Genomic DNA, 20119 nt, shown 5'->3' on the forward strand with positions numbered 1-20119 from the left:
GAATATCTATTAAATGAAATATGGTATCGAAGATATATGCTTCTATACATCCAATTATTACCTTGATCTATCCATGATAGCATCTAAATATGGTATAAATGTAGAGAAATTTTATACTGGGATTGGACAAGAAAAAATAGCCCTGGTACCTCCAGATGAAGATATTGTTACAATGGCGGCAGCTGCTACTTTGCCTATTCTTGAAAAACAAGACAAAAATCTTATACGTACCCTGCTTTTTGCAACCGAAAGCAGTGTTGATCAATCAAAATCAGCCGGTATTTGGCTACACAAGCTGATAGAATTACCAAGCACATGTCGTATTATAGAACTTAAACAAGCCTGTTATGGTGCAACCGGTGCCTTACATATGGCCTGCGCACTTGTAGCACGTGCACCAGAATATAAGGTCCTCGTCATTGCATCCGATATTGCCCGCTATGACTTGAACTCCTCAGGTGAACCTACACAAGGATGTGGAGCTGTTGCTATCCTTGTCTCATCCAAAGCTTCCATATTGGAAATTGAACCCATTACAGGTCTCCATGCAGAAGATGTGATGGATTTTTGGCGACCTAACTATCGTAAAACAGCACTTGTAGATGGGAAATATTCTACTAAAATATATTTGCAATCTTTAAAAAATTCCTGGCAGGATTATTGCAAACAAGGTGGACATGAATTCCATACCTTTGATCATTTTTGCTATCATCAACCTTTTACACGAATGGCAGAAAAAGCACATATACATCTCGCTAAAACTTCCGGAGCAGTATTATCTCAATCTAAAATTGATCAGGCTATTGCCCTGACAACAATTTATAATCGTATCATTGGGAATAGCTATACTGCATCTCTTTATATTGCGCTTATCTCTTTACTTGATCATAGCTCAAATAATCTTTCAGGATGTAGAATAGGGCTGTTTAGCTATGGTTCTGGATGTGTTTCTGAATTTTTTTCCGGTATCATTCAGGAAAATTATCATAAGAATCTGCATCAGCAATACCATCATGATGTCCTTCATCACCGTGTTCCTGTTGACTATGAAAAATATGAAAAACTTCACGAATATACTTACCCTACGGATGACGGAGTTTACGAAATCCCTCATGAAACAAAAGGGCCATTTCGTTTAGCTGCCATTAACAACCATAAACGCATTTATAAAAAAATTACCATGAGTAAAAAAACAATATGTGCGAGTTCTCCTGGTAAAATCATTTTAAGTGGTGAATATTCCGTTCTTTATGGAGCTTCTGCTCTTGCTACATCAATTTCTTTACGTTTGACAGCTTCTATAGTCGCCCTTGAAAAACCGGTTATTCGGCTTTTAGGGAAAGAAATCATTGAAAAAAGTCTCGAAGAATGCGAAAAACTTATTCATCACATTGATCAACAATATGAAAAATTTGTTTCCGGGTTTCTGCCAATTACTTCTGTTTTACAAAAAATGAGCGACTTGCAGTTCTATATTCTAGGACGCTACTTCAATAGCTTATCTCGTCAGGGAATTTCAATGAAAATTAACTCCGAAATTCCTATCGCCAGCGGTTTTGGTTCTTCATCTTCTATTATTTCTGCTATTGCTCTTGCTTCTGCAACCTTCGTTGAAAAGCCTTTTGAAAGCAAGGAGCAACTCATCTCTGAAGTTCGATATATAGAACGTCTTCAACACGGAAGAAGTGGAATGATTGATGCGACGACAATAGTTTATGGAGGAATTGTTCACATCAGGAATACCATCAAAAAACTTAAATCACTTCCAGGAGAATGGTGGGCAGTGAATACAGGAAAACCGGAAAGCTCAACAGGAGAATGTATCACTGCTGTCAATAAAGCCTTTGGAAACAGCACAATCTGGGATAAATTCAACTCTGTAACAAACGATATAATTGATACTTTGAACACAGGAAATGAAACCGCCCTTATCAATGCTATCAAACAAAATCAACTCTTGCTGGAAACTATTGGTATTGTTCCTGAGTCAGTACGACAGTTTATACGCTGTGTTGAAAAAAAAGGAGGTGCTGCAAAAGTTTCTGGTGCCGGGAGTATGAAAGGAGAAAATGCAGGCCTTGTTATTGTTCGTGGCTACAATCCAGAAGAATTGGCACATTCTTTTGGTTATCCTTGTTATGCAATAAAATGTGATGAAAATGGAACCCTTCTTAAAAAAAATATCTGTTGATGTCCCGGGAACTCTTGTTTTCATGGGTGAGCATGCTGTTCTGCATGAACAGAATGCTCTTGCCTGTGCAATAGACAAAAAACTTTTCCTTTCACTGAAGCCACGCAATGATACTACCGTAACGATCTGCTCATCACTCGGCAACTACATGAGTGATATTAAAAGATTATCTCCACATCCATCGTTTTCCTTCATGATTACATCTATTCGTCATCTAAATCCTCCTTGTGGTTTTGATATTCAGATAAACTCTGCTCTTGATCATACAATGGGTCTTGGTTCTTCAGCTGCAGTTACAATCGCAATGACAGCAGCTTTACTGGCGCTTAAATCAGGGAAAGAACCGGACAAGAAAGACATTTTAAAAGAGGCACATGCTATTGTTGTCGCTACCCAGGGAACAGGCTCTGGTCTTGACCTGGCAGCAGCTCTTTATGGAGGATTGATTGCTTATCGCATGCAAGACTATAGCGTAGAGCCTCTTCCAGGGCTGTTGCCGATTCATCTTGTTTATTCTGGCTATAAAACAAAAACTCCAGAAGTCATTCAAAAAATAAATCAGATGAAACGTCAATATGCTTACATGGAAACTCTTCACAAAGATATTTATAGCCTGATAGGAAAATTAAGCCAAATAGCAATTCAAGCTATTTGTCTTGGACATCTGGAAGAAGTAGCAAACGCAATGAATATGCAGCAAGGGCTTTTGGAGACACTCGGGGTTTCTGATAAAACTCTTTCAGAAATTATATGGCAACTCAGAGAACAGCCAGAAGTTATGGCAGCCAAAATTTCTGGATCAGGATTAGGAGATTGCATCCTTGCCCTTGGCAAAGTCAACACAGAATCTCTTTCCTATCAATCCATCAATATTAACATGATTTCTGAAGGAATGAAACTTGTTCTTGTCTCCTCTTGAGGCATTCCGCCTTTATATCAAAAATTGCACTCCTGTCCTTAAAAAGGAAGGAAGTGCTTTTGCGCCTAGCAATATTGCATTATGTAAATATTGGGGAAAGCGACAAACGACATTAAATCTTCCAGAAAACAGTTCCCTTTCCATTAGCCTTGGACAATTAGGCAGTTTTACACGTATAGAACCGATAAAAAGTGATAGAGATATTATTATACTGAATGGCTCTGAAATTTTACCAGAAACTTCTTTCTTTAAAAGAACCGCTCAATTTTGTAATCTTTTTCGTCAACTGAAAGAAGAACAATTTTTAATAGAAACAATGAATACCATACCTACTAAAGCAGGTTTAGCTTCTTCTGCTTCAGGGTTTGCTGCATTAACTTTGGCTTTGGCACGTCTTTATAGTCTTCCAGAAGACCCTTCAATGTTATCGCGTATAGCACGACTTGGTTCTGGAAGCGCCTGTCGTTCTTTTTATAAAGGATTCTGTGAATGGATCCGTGGAGAAAAAGATGATGGTACGGATAGCTTTGCTGTTCCTCTTGATTGCCATTGGCCCAATTTACGTATTGGCCTTCTTCTCATCGACAAGGAAAAAGAAATGAGTTCACACGATGCCATGAATCATGTTCGTCAAACATCCCCTTTTTATCTCAAGTGGATAGAAGAAACTTCTACTGATTTTATCAGTATTAAACAAGCAGTGATCGATCAACAGTTGACACAATTTGGAGAAAAAACGGAACATAATGCATTAAAAATGCATGCTACCATGATTTCTTCATGGCCGCCTGTTTTATATTGGCAAGAAAAAACAATGACTATAATCGATAAAACATGGGCAGCACGACGTGATGGTATAGAGGTCTATTTTACAATAGATGCTGGACCTAATGTTAAACTGTTATTTATGCAGGATACAGAACAAGAATTAAAGAAAATATTCCCGGAAATTATGACTATTGATCCTTTTGATGGTCCCCATCTCCTGGAAGAGAATGACCGATAAAAGAGGGAATCCTTTTACTTACACTTATCAAAAGCTCATCTCATAATCTTAAACATAGCCTACCTGAGAAGAAAGCATTGCTGAATTTATACCAAGAAGGGCTAAGGCCTTGTTGTATTTTTTGGTATAATCCATATCAAAAATGATATCCTCAAAAGCTGGACATGTTAACCAGTAATGATGCGCTACCTCTGCTTCTAACTGCCCTTCTCGCCAACCTGCATATCCAAAAACGATAGCAGATTTTTTAGGCTTATTTCCTGTGGAAATCTCTTTAATAATATTAATATTGGAAGTCAAAAAAATATTTTTACTTACAGGGACGGAATACTCACTTTTATAATCAGTTGAATGTAATACAAAAACACATTCAGGATCGATAGGTCCTCCAGATAAAATCCTGACATGCTTGAATTTTTTATATGATATGTCACAATCATTATTCTGAACGATATCCAGATGAACAAGGAGATCCATAAACGTTAAATGTTTTTGAAGACGATTAAGAACAAAACCCATCGCTCCAGCAGAAGAATGCTCACAGATATAAACAATAGATTGAAAAAAATAATCATTTTGTATCTGTGGCATAGAAATAAGAAATTGGCCATCAAAAAACCTATTCTTATGGCTGGTTTTTAATGTTGATCCCTGCAATGATTACTTCCTTAAGATAAAAACCAAGAAAAATGAATGTAAAATAGTCAAGCATTACTCAATACAATCAACCTCTTGGTAATGATCTTAACCTTGAAGCAGAAACTTAAATAAAGCGCTTACCTATCACTTTTCCACTCAAACATCAATGATATAGTATCCCATACAATATTTAAAATCTCTAAAATATTGACTTCATTTTTGCATGTTATGCAGGTGCATTGACATGATCATCTTTACAAAATATTAATAAATTTTTCCTGTATTTTTTAAAAAATATCAAAGAATTTATTCCTTAAAAATAAGAACAGCGACACATGAAGCATGTCTGTGACAAAATCATTAAACATCATAGCAAAAACTATACTACGCAGGTTATTAAAAATGCAAGGAAGCCAGATTTCAAAGCGATATAAGGGTTTAAGCATCTTAACAAACCTCTTGATACTATGCCATGTTATTTTTTTCTCCTTTAAAAATAATGTTTTTAATAGGTTGCCAATGTATAGTGCAGATCATGTATACAAAATAAGGTGTATTATTATTCAAGCACTTATCTTTTTAGTTGTTATTTTTCGACTTCCTTCACAAGCCGCCTGGTCAAATTGGGTTATGATAGAAGGTGGACAAATACGCTTAAATGCTTTCCATAGTAATCAAGAGGGCATCGTTCATGGATTGCTGGAAATAAAACCTAATCCTCAGTGGATAACCTATTGGTGTTTCCCCAAGGAAACAAGCCCTGTTTTTTCTATTATTTCTTCTCAGGAGTGGGTTCTCGATAAAATAGAGTTTCCTGCTCCAAAACATTTTTATGAAAATAAAATAGAAAGGTTCGGTTATGATACACCTGTATCATTACCCGTGATTATCCATAAAAAGAATAAAGAGTCCTCTACACCTCTCAATTTACATGTTGAAGTTAACTTCTGCCAAAAAGAGCAATGTGTTCTGTTAAAAGCAGATTTTACGATAGATTTCGATAAAGATAACAAGAACAACAATAACGTTGAAGCAAACATGTTTTATAATGCAAGGGTATTGTTACCTCAACAGCCTACAGATGATTTTCGTCTCAAGCAATTGGAGCGTACTGGAAAAGAATTAAATTTGATCTTTACTTTACCTAATACAGTTTTTCATGGTGAAATATTTTTTGTATCTCCTAAAGGAGAAGTCTTTTGGAAAGATTTTCAAAACAAACAAGCCGTATCCTTAATTCTGAATGATCAAGACACAAAAGGGCAATGGCTCCTCACAGTAAAGGCTGGGGAACGTGCAATGGAAATGCCTCTGATTCTGGATTAAAAAACAGTAAAAGAATCCTTTTCGGCTTTTCTGATTTTTTTGTAAGAATTCCTGGTGTATTTATATCACACACCAGGAATAAACATCACAAAACAAAGGGATCATGGATAGCTAAAAAGAAACAAGAATCTTCCGTTATTGTACTGAAAAACAGATCCCATAAAATAAAAAATATAGCAAAATCAAGCATTTAAAGGTTCAAATATTTTTGATATCCCTTGTTAAGGTTTTATTAAAGATTTATTTATTATTACTATCTTCTATTTTGATAAGTTATTCTCTTGATTTAAGAATATTGCGGACATGTTTTAAATAATTTAAAGAAATGAAAAGCGAGTATTTTTATACTTATCTCAGTCTAAACTGATACAATATAAAAAGTAATCTTATGAAAATGAGACATGGTTACAAGTTCTTAATTGTTTTAATACCTTGCTTAGTAACAGCAGTTTTATATAGCTTCGACTATTTTTCAAAAACAGGCACAGTTCAAGAAACAATCAATCCTTCTCTTGTTGTAAAAGAAAGTACTGAACCTACAAAAAAGAACTGGAAGAAAGCAAAAAGAGACTTTATTTTTTCGCCTCTTGATTATTATGTTTCTTCCCCGGAAATCTCTATACAAGCTTTCGAAGTATCACATTTTATACCAGACACAGAGAGTTTATCAAAAAAATTTACAATAATAAAAGCTAAAGAAGAGTTTTCTTCCTTAAAGGAACAAGATAAATCCTCACAGAAAGCACCTTTTACAGTTGTAGGAAAATTGATACCAACAACTTTTAATGTTATCTACACTCATGTAGCGCAAAATACTGATGATCATAAAGACAACAATCAAGAGGCTCCTTCTCCTTCAATCACCAATTCAATAAGAATAAAAGGGATAAGTGTTCCTATACCTCTTTCAAGACCAACGATACATTACACGTACAATAATACTTACATTCCTCCAAAAAATGTACCAATGTATGACGAAAATCAACAAAAGGCTTCTAACCCTAATATTCAAATGTTAATTAGTAAATATGCCAAGTTGTACCAAGTGCCTGAAAAACTTGTTCATAGAGTGGTCAAAAGAGAAAGTGGTTATAATCCAAATGCCTATAGCAAGGGCAATTTTGGATTAATGCAAATTAGGTATAATACAGCGAGATCTCTTGGTTATAGTGGACCTCCTCACGGTCTTCTTGATGTTGAAACAAATCTTAAATATGCCGTAAAATATCTTCGTGGAGCTTGGCTTGTGGCTGGAAACGAAGACCAGACTATAAATTTGTATGCACGCGGTTATTACAACGATGCAAAACGTAAAGGGATGCTTCACGTTCTTAATCAGTAAGATACAAAGAAGATTTAATGGTGAATTTATTTTTATGTTAAAAACATGATCCCATAATATATCAAAAAGAATTGTAAGAAGCCAGAAAACTCTCTACAACAGTCCGATCATGCAAATAAAAGAGCATGATATGCAGTTATAAAATGTTTCAATAGTAAAAAAGGATAAATTAAAGTAAAAATATAGTATAATATATTTATAATAATATTGCTGGAATTTTAATCAATATTTTATAAGTATAATTTAATAAAACCATTTATATAATAGTAATATAAAAAATTTTAACTTTTTAAAATGACAAAATTATATTTCATATACGTAAATAGTATAGAGACTATTATTATCTTCAACAATTATATTTAAACAAGTAATTATTCTATGACTTATATTCCAAATCATGAGCATCAATTCCCAGATCTCCAAAACGACAAAAAAACTTTTGGAAAAGTAATCGCTTGCTCTGGAGCCTTTGCAACAATTTCAATATTACATGAAGAAAATTCAGAACAATGGCAAGTAGGTTGTTTAATCTCAATCATAGTTGAAGAAAATATGGTGATAGCACTCATCAACTCTATGGAAACCCAGGAACAACCAAGCGATGAAAATTCACACGTAAACTATCTTGTACATGTAGAGTTAATGGGAGAATTAAATGTTAATCAACAAGGAATAAAAGACTTTTCAAGAGGTATATCTCTTTATCCTCCTATTGGTGCAATGGCATATCGTATTACATCTGATGATATGCGGTCTATTTACAATATACAGGAAGAAGATACCTGTGTTATTGGAAAAATGTCACACGATCACACGATTGATGTTGCTATTAATATCAATTCTATCTTATCGCGTCATTTTGCTATTGTTGGCTCTACAGGTTCAGGAAAATCAACTGCAGCGTCTCTTCTTTTACATAAGGCAATACAACACAATCCCCGTTTACGAATCGTTATTCTGGATCCTCATAGCGAATTTGCAAACGCCTTCCAGGATATGAGTATAAAAATTACTATAAATACTCTTAAGCTTCCTTTTTGGCTAATGCGTCTTGAAGAATTTTGTGAAGTCTTGTTTCGAGGGAAAAAGCCGGTTCCAGAAGAAGTAGACGTGCTTTACAGTCTCATACCAGAATGTAAAAAAATGTTCTCTCATCATAATGGTGATACAACCTCATCACATAAACGCCATATCTATGAAAACCTGACAGCAGATACTCCAATCCCTTATCGTATATCTGATCTTCTTAAAGCTATTGAGGAACGCATCGGTAAACTGGAAGGACGTAACGAAAGACCGTTTCTTAAAGCATTAAGGATACGTATCCTCTCTGCGATCAATGATCCTTTATATCATTTTCTATTTCCTCATAATACCATTAATGACTGTATTATCGAAACCATATCGCATATCTTTCGTGTAGATGATGAAACAAAACCTATATGTGTCCTTGAACTTTCAGAAATTTCAGCAGAAATTATTAATCCTGTGGTTTCTGTGCTGTGTCGAATGGCTTTCGAAATTGCTGCGTTTAGTAATAATACATTGAATTTTCTCATCATCTGTGAAGAAGCACATCGTTATATTCCGGCTAATCCTGATATGGGCTTCTTTCCTACACAACAAGCCATAGGGCGGATTGCAAGAGAAGGCAGAAAATATGGGTGCTATCTAGGAATAATATCTCAGCAACCTTCTGAGATTGACAAAACTATTTTATCTCAGTGTTCAACTATCTTTGCAATGAGGCTCACCAATTCGAATGATCATGACATCATACGCTCTTGCATTCCTAACAGTTCTCTTTCAAAAATAGAAATATTATCCTCTATAGCGAACCGTGAAGCAATCGCTTTTGGGGAAGGAATAACAATTCCTATGCAAATCCGCTTCTTACAAGTTCCAAAAGATCAATTACCAAATGCATTTAGTATTTCAAAAAATGAAAATCTTACATCGATGACAAACAAATTAAACTTAAATGATATTGTTGACAAAATGCGTGGAGTGATCGAGAAAGATGTGAACCCAAAAAACACTTTTTAAATTCTATCCCTTTAATAATCAGGAAAGGGAAAGCTACAGGTGATACTGCTCTTATAACTTACCTTACCTGATCCAGTAAACGTTTACATTCCAATAAATCGTAGATTGCTTCCTGCAACAGTCTACGATTCTCATCACTTAAATAATGATGATCATGAAAGATCTCTTCAGAAGCCTTATCATTATTTTCTTTAAATTTAAACAATCTACGCAGGATTGGTGCTTTAGCACGCCCTACAATCTGATTGTCATCCATTTCAGCAACTCTTGGCTCTACTTCTATTTTCTTACTTTCATCAAAAGAAAGTGATTCAAGGTCAGATAAACCTTGACCTATTGCAATAACAAATTGAACTCCTTTTGTTTTTAAAATATTTTGAACAGCTTTAATGCTATAACCATGATTATAGAGCAGTATCTTAATTCCTTTTAGAAAATCCATATCTTCCAGTCGATAATAATGGTGACCATCGCTTTTCTTTACTCGCTTTATCTGTGAAAATTTTGTTTCCCAAAAGTGTAATACATGTTGTGGCAACTCAAGATCATCAGCTGCTTCACTCATGCTACGAAAAACATCTTCTTGCTGATTCATTTTATCCTCTTTTATAAATCAACGAATCATGATTAGCTGGCTTAGGATTACAAATATCAGGAGAATATATCCTGGTAACAACTACTTTTCATATCGATAGGCGACATTTTTATGATGAAAACAGTACTAAAAAATGCAAAGCCTATAAAACAAGAAAATTGGTTACCTGAGAATAGGGTAAGATCAAAAATTAAAAAGATAACATGTTCAACAGATTAGATCTTAATATTTTTTATTTCTTTTACAGCATTATTGAATAATTGTGATTTGATATTATCATCCAGTTTATCAGTAATAATCTGTTTAGATACATTTATAGTAGCCTCAGAAACTGCTGAATAAATAGCACTCATAGCTTCCATTTCTGCTTGATAAATCTTTTTTTCTAACATCAAAAGACGTGAAGCAATAAAATTTTTTTCCTGCTTCTGAGCTTCAGCATAAATTAATTCAGCTTGACGTTCAGCTGAATCAATAATTTTAAGTGATTCTTGCTCTGCTTTCTTGAGCTGTTTTTGAGTTTCATTAAACAAGTGCTCAGCTTCTTCACGCAATCTTTTTGCTTCAGCAATCTCTTCACGAATCTGGTTAGCACGTACATCTAAATAAGCATATAATACCGACGGTATCCGATAGTACAACAAAATAGCGAAAAAACCAATAAGAGCAACAAAAACAATAAAGGTTTCATCAAAATGCATTATCTATCTCTTACTTTATTAATTTACTTACAACAGATACAATTTCACTCTTTGGAACAGAAAGACCCGTTAATTTTTTAATTAACTCCATTGTTAATTCTTCTACTGAAACATTAATTTCTGCCAAAGCCTTTGTTTTCATCGTATTGATATTCTTTTGGCATTCGGAAATCTTCACACCAAATTCCTTATCAGCCGTTTCTCGTGCAAAATGTAATCTTTCCTTGGAATTCTTATATGCATCATGGGTAATCAACTTTGCTTTTAAACGCGCATCTTCCAGTTTTTTTTCATAAATTTCCAGTAAAGAATCAGATTCTTTTTTCAAACGCGCAGCTTCAATAAGATCATTAGAAATTTTATCATGACGATCGACAAGAATATTATGAATACGAGGAAGTATTCCTTTCCTCAGAATCATAAAAAAAACAATAAAAATAATACCTAGCCAAAAAATTTGTGATGGAAAGGTATGGGTATAAAAAGGAGGAAACTTATGTCTAGGCTCATGCTCAACTGTCCTCTCAAACTTATCTTCTTTAAGAATATTATGATCTTGCATCGCTATCTATAAATGGGCACTATAAATATTTCTATTTATTTTTCCCATATCCCTTAATACTCAAGAATAAAACACTCTCTTATCATAGAACCACTAAACTACAAAAAGAAGCATCAAAACGACCAGCAACAAGAATATACCAAGAGATTCAGCAATTGCAGCAAAAACCAAAACCCTGACCTGTTGTCCATCTGCTGCCGATGGATTCCGCAAGGAACCAGATAAATAACTATTAAAAATATTACCAAGAGCAAGGGATAAAAAGCCCATACCTAAACAAGCCATACCGACGCCAATATATTTAGCAGCCTGTGCATAATAATTAATTGCTGTTAATGTTGATTCTACTTCCATTTATATACTCCTTAATAAACAAATTATAACGACTTGAAAAAACACACCTCAATGATCACAATTAAAAACATCATTGAAATACAAACATGTAAGTACCGTAAATATATACGCCTGCATAAAAGCAACAAAAAATTCAAGCCCTGTTATTGCAACATTAACAGTTAAAGGCACAAAAGAAAAAAATGCACCAAACCACCCTATAGAAACAAGAGAGATGACAAAACCAGAAAACACTTTTAACATAATGTGCCCAGCAAGCATATTTGCAAATAAACGTAAAGAAAGACTTATAGGCCTTGACAAAAAAGAAGTCAGCTCAATTAAAGCAACAAGAGGCAAGATCAATGACGGTAGCCCGGATGGAATAAATAATTTCAAAAATCTGAAACCATTCAGATAAAAACCATAGAAAATAATCATCAAAATAATAATACAGGAAAAACTTGCCGTAACAACAACCTGACTTGTAAACGAGAACAAATAAGGGAACATTCCCAAACAATTCGCTGCCAAAATAAATATAAATACTGAAAAAATAAATGGAAGAAATCTTTTGGCTTTTGAACTGGCAGAATCAACAAGCATCGTTTCAATAAATTGATAAAGCATCTCTACTATTGATTGCAGAGGCGTAGGAATAATTTTACATCTAATTGTAGCAATATAAAAAACTCCCAAAATAATCACTGCTGTGATCAGCATCGAAAGAGATGAGTTTGTAAATGAAAAATCAATACCGCCGATCTCAATCGGAATAATTTTTTTTACAACAAATTGACTTAGCGGATCTTTAGCCACAAGTACCTCTTTTTAATAAATAGAAACAATAGATAAATGTTCTATTATAACAATTTCTTTTATTGTTCACATGCATACCTGTAAAGGCTATGAAAGCCTCACAGAAAAATAAAATATTTATATCATTTAGAATTAAAACTGAAAATTATTTAATACTTTTAAAATACTATAAGGTGAAGTTCATTATATCCTAAATATAAATTTAATAAAAAAACATAACTTCTTTCTATTTTGGGAGAGCCTCCTCAACAAAAAAAATCACAATCAATAACCTACTCATATATTCACGGACTGACACTATCATATAGTCCAAAAATATTAAAAAAATTACCCTTTAACACCAACAGCATTAACAATAATAATGTGTCATACTTAACTTATGGTTATCTGACAATAGAAAAAATCCTCAAAAAAAAATATCATGGCCTTTTATAACAGAAATCATGTTTTTCTTTTATATCTTTGTTCTATTAGACATTCAGCGATCAGAAAAGTCAACTCAATTGCTTGATTTGCATTTAAACGTGGATCACAAAATGTATAATAACGATCTGAAAGATCCTCTTCAGAAATCCTTTTTGTTCCTCCTATACACTCTGTGACATCCTGTCCTGTCATCTCGATATGAACACCACCTGCAACAGTGCCTTCAAAAAAATGAACCTTAAAAAAACTTTCTATTTCCGAAAGAATATAATCAAATGGACGCGTTTTGTAGCCATTCACTTTAATGGTATTTCCATGCATTGGATCGCAAGACCATACAACCTTACGCCCTTCCTTCTCAACACAACGAATCAAACGTGTTAAATGCTGTTCAACCTTATCATAGCCAAAACGGCAAATAAGCGTAAGGCGACCAGGTTCATTATCAGGATTCAATACATCAATAAGCTGAAGAAGTTGATCACACGAAAGTGATGAACTACATTTTAATCCAACAGGATTTTTAATACCTCGACAATACTCGACATGAGCATGATCAATTTGACGAGTACGATCGCCAATCCATAACATATGTCCGGAAGTAGCATACCAACTTCCAGAAACAGGATCCATACGCGTCAATGCTTCTTCATAATTCAAAAGCAATGCTTCATGACTGGTAAAAAATTCTTTCTCATTTAATATCGGATTGCTTTCCGAATTTACACCAATAGCGTTCATAAAACCTAGTGTTTCGGTTATCTTGCTGGCTATCTTATGACAGCGTTCATTGCGTGGACTGCCTTGAATAAAATTCACTATCCCCTGATGAGCATTCTTCAAAGTAGAATACTTACCCATAGAAAAAGAACGCAAAAGACTTAAAGTAGCAACTGACTGTAGATAGGCTGTTATCTGTCGTTGAGGATTTGCAATTCGAGAAGTCTCTTTAAAATTAATATCATTAACAATATCACCACGATAAGAAGGTAATTTTTTATCCCCTATTTGTTCAAAATCTAATGAACGTGGCTTTGCAAACTGACCAGCAATACGACCAATCTTGAGAATAGGTTTTTGTGATCCAAATGATAATACAAGCGCTATTTGCAAAAAAACCTGGAAAAAATCTAAAATTGTATCTGTTGAATTATCAGAAAAACTTTCAGCGCAATCCCCTCCCTGAAATAAAAATCTTTTTCCTTCACTAACATCCGCTAAAAATTTCTTTAATAAATCAATTTCCTGTGGCAAAACAATCGGCAAATACCCTTTGATTTCATCTTCAACACTTTTCAAAGCTTTCAAATCATCATATTCAGGAAACTGTTTTATAGGCTTCCCCCGCCATGTACTCGAATCCCAAGCCCTTAACATTATAATCTTTCAAATTCTTTTTCTTTTAAACATAAAAACCAGACTAATTCCTGGAAATTAAAATTTCTTTATTCATTAAAATTAAGATACTAACTTTGATATGATACCTTACAACCATCCTTTATATAATAAGAAGGAGAATAAATCGTAACAAGTTCTTCTGCTGCTGTAGGATGTACGGCTATACAGCGATCAAAATCATCCTTTGAACACCCTGCTTTTACACAAACTCCGATGACCTGTATCATTTCACTGGCTACATGACCAAGAATATGTACCCCCAAAACCTTTCGGTCAACAGAATTTACAATCAATTTCATAATTGTATAATCAGATCTCATTGATAAAGTGGATTTCATTGGTTTAAATTGTGCTTTATAAATTTCTAATGATGGAAAAGTTGCCATTGCAGCTTCTTCAGTTAAACCAACACAAGCAACTTCTGGCTGTGAAAATACAGCTGTAGGGATACAGTCATAATCAGGAAAAACAGGATTATTTTTAAAGACCGTCTCAACAAAACACATTGCTTCATGAATAGCAACAGGTGTAAGCTGTACACGATTAATAACATCACCAATTGCAAATATTGACTGTATATTTGTCTGAAAATACTCATTCGTACAGATTGCATTTCTTGAATCAATTTCAACACCTGCACGTTCAAGACCCATATTTCCGGTATTAGGTTTGCGACCCGTTGCAAGTAATACCTGATCCACTAAAATGCTCTTTCCAGACTTGGTCTCCGCTTCCAAACACATTCCTTTCTGAAAAATAGCCTTTATATGATCCTCACTGATAATAGAAATACCCTTATCAATCATCGCTCGTGTTAAACCTTGACGAATATCAGAATCAAACTGTGAAAGAACTTCCTTGCCCCGATGCAGTAATATTGTTTTTACTCCAAACCCATGAAGAATATTCGCAAACTCAACAGCAATATACCCTGATCCTAAAATCAAAATCGATTCTGGCAATTTTTCAAGAAAGAATATTTCATCCGATGTAATACAAAACTCATGCCCAGGCATTGCCTCCATCCGGTTAGGAGAAGAGCCAGAAGCAATAACAATATGTCTGGCTGTAACAGCGCGATTCATGTTTTCAAGATGTATCGTATGAGAATCAACAAGAGAAGCACGAGCTTGCAGAATATCAACACCTACACGAGACAATATATCTCTATAGAGATTCTCAAGACGAGAAATTTCATTGTCTTTAGCTGATATTAAAGCTTTCCAGTCGAAATCATATTGACCAACTCTCCAACCAAACCCCAAACAATCTTGCAAATGTTCAGAATATTGTGAAGCATAAAATAAAATCTTTTTAGGAATACACCCTTTAATAACACAAGTACCTCCCAAACGGTACTCTTCAGCAATTGCAACCTTCTTCCCAAGTTGGGCAGCTAAACGTGCAGAACGAATCCCTCCACTACCAGCACCAATTACAAAAAGATCGTAATCATAAGACATAACTACTCTTTTAGACTCCCCCTCAAATAATCAATGCTCATGAGTAAAAATTTTCTATTATTTCAAAAAAATTTGTACTCAATAATATCAAAAACACAAATTTCTATTTTTTGATACCAGTCTTCTTTACATCTTCAGGTATAGGCTTATCTTTGATAATTTTTGCAAGAGCTTCATCTGTATTTTTCGATATATCTTTAGAAAGACTTGCAGCCCATACATCAGCAGATTTCATCATATCAGTTATAATCGTCGGACCGTTTGCAAGCAATTTCTTACCTGCTTCTGAAGAATAAAACTCGGAAATCACATTCAATTCAGAAATAGTAAAATTCTTTGCATAGATGTTCTCTATTTCTTTTTCAAGATCAACACGACGTACTACAAGCTTTAATGCCTGATCATTCACAACAGCAGCAATAGAATCACTGTAATTTGGATAAACCTGAATAAGATTGGATTTAAGTTTTTCTGCCATATTAGGCAAAATAACATTAAATTGCGCCGTTACATTCAAAGCTTTAATTGCTTTATGCGCCGCCTTAAGATGTTCTTCTGTTATTTCCGCAGCAGAAACAGAAGGAACAAACATTATTCCAAAGATAAATAATAATTGAATAATAACACAACGCAAACTATTATTCTTATCCATTAAAATATCTTTCCTTGTCTTTATAATTGTAATAATATTGAAACAATTACAATTAAAACATAAAAATCAAAACACTGAAAACAATCTCTATTAATTAATGGGGCTCCATTAACAACCCTCCACTTGCCTTGCCAATAATTGCTAACTGTGTCATCCCTATAAACAACCCATGATCAATAACCCCAGGAATTGCATGAAGCTCATTTGAAAGCAACTCAACATCAGGAATACAATTCAAAAATGCATCAACAATATAATGCCCACCATCAGTAATAAAAACATGATCTCCATTGTTACGTAATTTAAGATGACCATGCAATCCAAGCCTTAAAAAAACATCACTGATTAAGAAAGAGGTTGCTTTCACTCCAAATGGATCTATCTCTATAGGTAAAGGAACTTTACCTAGAAAGTCAACAACTTTACTTTCATCCGCAATAACAATCATTTTTTTGGAAACAGAAGCGACAATCTTTTCACGTAATAAAGCACCACCGCGACCCTTAATAAGACGTAACTCTGAATCAACTTCATCAACACCATCGATCGTAAGGTCAATACAGTATATATCATCCATTGATACAAGAGGTATCCTCAAATGATGACAAAGACTCTCTGTTCTTTTTGATGTTGCAACACCTTTTATACGCAAACCCCTTGAAACCTTCTCTCCCAGAAGATGAATAAATTCTTCTACCGTGCTTCCTGTCCCTATTCCTAACACGATATCATCAACAACATATTCAAGTGCCATACGGGCAGCTTCTACTTTCATTTGAAGAAGATCCATACTGCTTGCATTACACTCCCAATTTATTATAAAAAAACAATCTTTAGTTTAATTATCAATATTTATATAAAACTAGCATAAACTCTATATAAAGAATCAAACCTGCCTATTCGTCAAACATTATATCACTATCACATAAGAAATTACTTTTCATTTTAATTTTATAGATCAGCAGATATAAAAAGGTCTTCTCTTTATATTACATATGAATTGGTTGAGAAAATGCTGATAACGATGCTTCCCTTACTGCTTCTGATAGTGTTGGATGTGCATGACAAATACGCGCCAAATCTTCAGATGACCCTCCAAATTCCATAAGGACAGCTGCTTCATGAATTATTTCTCCTGCACCATGTCCTATGATATGAACACCCAATACACAATCTGTTCTCTTGTCTGCCAAGATCTTTACAAGACCAAAAGCAGCATTCATGGCACGAGCTCTACCATTAGCAGTAAAAGGAAATTTGCCAACCTTATAGTCAATCCCCTCAGATTTTAACTGTTCTTCTGTCTTTCCAACTGAAGCAACTTCAGGTTGAGTATACACAACATTGGGAATAACATTATAATTCACATGCCCTTTCTGACCATCAATGATCTCAGCAACAGCAATCCCCTCATCTTCTGCTTTATGGGCCAACATTGGACCACGCACAACATCTCCAATAGCATAAATATTGGGAACAGAGGTCTGAAAATGATCATTGACAGGTATTCGACCATAGTTATCAAGCTTAATATCAAGAGCATCAAGCCCAAGATGAGAAGTATAGGCGTTACGTCCTGTAGCAATAAGAACAGCATCAACATCAACGGTTACAGATTCTCCACCCTTAACAGGAACATACGTCACCTTGGCACCGTGATCTGTTTTTTCAATGGAAATAACCTTGCAACCAAGTTTAAACTCCATACCTTGCCTGGACAATAGAGAGTAAAATTGCTTGCAAACTTCACCATCCATACCCCCTAAAATTGATTCTGCATATTCAATAACCGTGACCCTGGAGCCAAGCCTCATCCAGACAGATCCCAATTCCAGACCGATAACACCAGCCCCTATGACCAATAAACGGCCAGGCACTTTCTCAAGAGAAAGAGCACCCGTAGATGTCATAATCGTCTTCTCATCAATATCAACTGTTAACCCAGCTATTTTTGAAGCGTTTGAGCCGGTTGCCACAACAATATTCTTTGCTTCCACAATCTGTTCAACATTTTTTTCAGAGACAGAAATCTTATGAGGAGAAACAATTTTCGCTGTCCCATGATACGTATCAATTTTGTTTTTCTTTAAAAGAAAAGCAATACCATCAACATTCGACCGGACAACAGTGTTTTTATACGCCATCATTTTTTTTATGTTGATTGCCGGTGGCGATACTTCAATACCAAAGCCATGGGAATCATGCATGACATGTTGATAAAATTCTGATACATGCAACAATGCTTTTGAAGGAATACACCCTATATTAAGACATGTACCACCATATGTATTCATTTTTTCAATAAGAGCGACTTTCTTTTTTAATTGCGCAGCTTTTATTGCACAAACATAACCAGCCGGACCAGCTCCTATAACAACAACATCATAAATCACATTATTTTTCCTATAAAAACATCTACAAAAGCCTGAATCTTTCCATCAAAAAAGTTTCCAGATTACCTTATTTCAAAACAAAAACTCTTGGCCCACGTCCTCTGCTTTAAATTTCCAGAACAATACGCTCAGGACTTTCAAGGCTTTCCTTAACACGAACAAGGAATGTAACCGCTTCCTTGCCATCAACAATACGATGATCATAAGACAAGGCAATATACATCATAGGACGAATGACCACCTCTCCATTTAAAGCAACCGGACGTTCCTGAATCTTATGCATACCAAGAATTCCTGATTGCGGAGGATTCAAAATCGGAGAAGATAAAAGAGAACCGTAAACCCCTCCATTAGAAATTGTAAACGTCCCCCCCTGCATATCAGCTACAGATAAATAACCATCACGAGCAGCCTTGCCAAGACGACTTATTTCTTGCTCAATTTCTGCAACACTCATCTGATCTGCATCACGAACAACAGGAACAACAAGACCTTTGTCAGTACCAACAGCAATCCCGATATGACAATAGTCCTTATAAACAATATCTGTTCCATCAATTTCTGCATTAATATTTCTGATTTCTTTTAATGCCTGACAAACAGCTTTCGTAAATAAGCCCATAAAACCTAATTTTACACCATGCGTCTTCTCGAACGAATCCTTATACTTCTTTCTAAGATTAATAATGGACAGCATATCGACCTCATTATAGGTCGTAAGAATAGCTGCAACATTTTGAGCATCTTTAAGACGTTTAGCTACAGTCTGGCGTAGACGCGTCATTTTTACACGCTCCTCGCCAATAGAATCTTTCTTTTCAGCAGGAATGATAGAAATAACATTGGAGGATTTCTTCGACATTGCTGATTCTACATCATTCTTAAGGATTTGTCCCCTTTTTCCTGTACCCTGTATATCAGAAAGCGGAATATTGTTTTCAGAAATCATTTTAATCGCAGATGGAGATGGAGGCATCTGATTAGAAATTCCAGAAGAATCAATATCGTCTGTTTTCTTAAGAGAGACAGGGGCTGTTACAGGATTTTCTGAAGATTCAGAAATATACCCAAGCAATCCTCCACGAGTAACTGTCTCTCCTTCTGCAACCAAAAGCTCAGTTAATACACCAGAAACAGAAGCCGGAACCTCAATGGTAACCTTATCTGTTTCAAGTTCCAATAAAGCTTCATCAACCTGTACAGTATCGCCAACTTTCTTAAGCCAAACACTTACAGTAGCTTCACTGACAGATTCTCCTAAAGAAGGAACCAAAATTTCTGTAGCCATTTCTTCGAACTTCCATTTCG

At 34.9% G+C, this 20119-nt stretch carries 18 protein-coding genes; 6 read left to right on the plus strand and 12 right to left on the minus strand.

Features of this window, described 5'->3' with window-relative positions; translation table 11 throughout:
• Window positions 1–13 precede the first annotated feature (13 nt).
• From B488_RS07325 to mvaD, 3 genes are read left to right on the plus strand one after another with little or no spacing between them, the layout of a single operon-like run.
• Window positions 14–2191, plus strand: a complete 2178-nt coding sequence (locus B488_RS07325) for a hydroxymethylglutaryl-CoA synthase (RefSeq protein ID WP_244422681.1) — start codon at window positions 14–16, stop codon at window positions 2189–2191.
• A complete protein-coding gene (locus tag B488_RS03500; protein WP_041771086.1) occupies window positions 2160–3110 on the plus strand; it encodes a mevalonate kinase family protein in 951 nt (316 codons plus the stop codon). Before B488_RS07325 ends, B488_RS03500 begins: the two co-directional genes overlap by 32 nt.
• The gene (mvaD, locus tag B488_RS03505; RefSeq protein ID WP_244422683.1) at window positions 3097–4116 is read left to right on the plus strand and encodes a diphosphomevalonate decarboxylase; all 1020 of its coding nucleotides are present in this window, start codon (window positions 3097–3099) and stop codon (window positions 4114–4116) included. Before B488_RS03500 ends, mvaD begins: the two co-directional genes overlap by 14 nt.
• A 48-nt stretch (window positions 4117–4164) precedes the next feature.
• On the opposite strand, the gene B488_RS03510 is transcribed toward mvaD, so the two are convergent.
• The gene (locus B488_RS03510) at window positions 4165–4773 is read right to left on the minus strand and encodes a YqgE/AlgH family protein (RefSeq protein ID WP_015273146.1); all 609 of its coding nucleotides are present in this window, start codon (window positions 4771–4773) and stop codon (window positions 4165–4167) included.
• Window positions 4774–5274: 501 nt separating this feature from the next.
• Here B488_RS03510 and B488_RS03515 point away from each other — a divergent pair.
• The 3 genes from B488_RS03515 (at window position 5275) to B488_RS03525 (ending at window position 9469) form a co-directional block, all read left to right on the plus strand.
• Complete coding sequence (locus B488_RS03515; protein WP_172792743.1) at window positions 5275–6081, plus strand: protein-disulfide reductase DsbD domain-containing protein; 807 nt, start codon at window positions 5275–5277, stop codon at window positions 6079–6081.
• 388 nt (window positions 6082–6469) lie between these two features.
• Complete coding sequence (locus B488_RS07025; RefSeq protein WP_015273148.1) at window positions 6470–7423, plus strand: lytic transglycosylase domain-containing protein; 954 nt, start codon at window positions 6470–6472, stop codon at window positions 7421–7423.
• Window positions 7424–7801: 378 nt separating this feature from the next.
• Window positions 7802–9469: an ATP-binding protein gene (locus B488_RS03525; protein WP_015273149.1), complete on the plus strand. Its 1668-nt coding sequence runs from the start codon at window positions 7802–7804 to the stop codon at window positions 9467–9469.
• Window positions 9470–9527: 58 nt separating this feature from the next.
• Here the strand turns inward: B488_RS03525 and B488_RS03530 are convergent, their stop codons facing one another.
• From B488_RS03530 to odhB, 11 genes are all read right to left on the minus strand, one after another.
• Window positions 9528–10064, minus strand: coding sequence for a MerR family transcriptional regulator (locus tag B488_RS03530; protein ID WP_015273150.1), 537 nt, complete (start codon window positions 10062–10064; stop codon window positions 9528–9530).
• Window positions 10065–10279: 215 nt separating this feature from the next.
• Complete coding sequence (locus B488_RS03535) at window positions 10280–10765, minus strand: F0F1 ATP synthase subunit B family protein (protein ID WP_015273151.1); 486 nt, start codon at window positions 10763–10765, stop codon at window positions 10280–10282.
• Between the two features lie 10 nt (window positions 10766–10775).
• On the minus strand, window positions 10776–11327 hold the full coding sequence (locus B488_RS03540; protein ID WP_015273152.1) for a F0F1 ATP synthase subunit B family protein: 552 nt from the start codon (window positions 11325–11327) through the stop codon (window positions 10776–10778).
• Between the two features lie 93 nt (window positions 11328–11420).
• Window positions 11421–11681 carry a F0F1 ATP synthase subunit C gene (locus B488_RS03545; protein ID WP_015273153.1) on the minus strand — a complete coding sequence of 87 codons (261 nt, stop codon included), beginning with the start codon at window positions 11679–11681 and terminating at the stop codon, window positions 11421–11423.
• 48 nt (window positions 11682–11729) lie between these two features.
• Window positions 11730–12479 (minus strand): F0F1 ATP synthase subunit A, encoded by a 750-nt coding sequence (locus B488_RS03550; RefSeq protein WP_015273154.1) that lies wholly within the window; start codon window positions 12477–12479, stop codon window positions 11730–11732.
• Between the two features lie 441 nt (window positions 12480–12920).
• Window positions 12921–14282 (minus strand): 3-deoxy-7-phosphoheptulonate synthase class II, encoded by a 1362-nt coding sequence (locus B488_RS03555; protein WP_015273155.1) that lies wholly within the window; start codon window positions 14280–14282, stop codon window positions 12921–12923.
• Window positions 14283–14371: 89 nt separating this feature from the next.
• Window positions 14372–15766: a glutathione-disulfide reductase gene (gene gor, locus B488_RS03560; protein WP_015273156.1), complete on the minus strand. Its 1395-nt coding sequence runs from the start codon at window positions 15764–15766 to the stop codon at window positions 14372–14374.
• Window positions 15767–15869: 103 nt separating this feature from the next.
• Window positions 15870–16418: a DUF2059 domain-containing protein gene (locus B488_RS03565; RefSeq protein WP_015273157.1), complete on the minus strand. Its 549-nt coding sequence runs from the start codon at window positions 16416–16418 to the stop codon at window positions 15870–15872.
• A gap of 94 nt (window positions 16419–16512) precedes the next feature.
• A complete protein-coding gene (gene rpiA / locus B488_RS03570) occupies window positions 16513–17208 on the minus strand; it encodes a ribose-5-phosphate isomerase RpiA (RefSeq protein WP_041770684.1) in 696 nt (231 codons plus the stop codon).
• 199 nt (window positions 17209–17407) lie between these two features.
• Window positions 17408–18811, minus strand: coding sequence for a dihydrolipoyl dehydrogenase (lpdA, locus tag B488_RS03575; protein ID WP_015273159.1), 1404 nt, complete (start codon window positions 18809–18811; stop codon window positions 17408–17410).
• 106 nt (window positions 18812–18917) lie between these two features.
• The gene (odhB, locus tag B488_RS03580) at window positions 18918–20099 is read right to left on the minus strand and encodes a 2-oxoglutarate dehydrogenase complex dihydrolipoyllysine-residue succinyltransferase (protein ID WP_015273160.1); all 1182 of its coding nucleotides are present in this window, start codon (window positions 20097–20099) and stop codon (window positions 18918–18920) included.
• Between the last annotated feature and the right edge of the window lie 20 nt (window positions 20100–20119).

Source organism: Liberibacter crescens BT-1, from assembly GCF_000325745.1.
Classification (GTDB): Bacteria; Pseudomonadota; Alphaproteobacteria; order Rhizobiales; family Rhizobiaceae; genus Liberibacter; species Liberibacter crescens.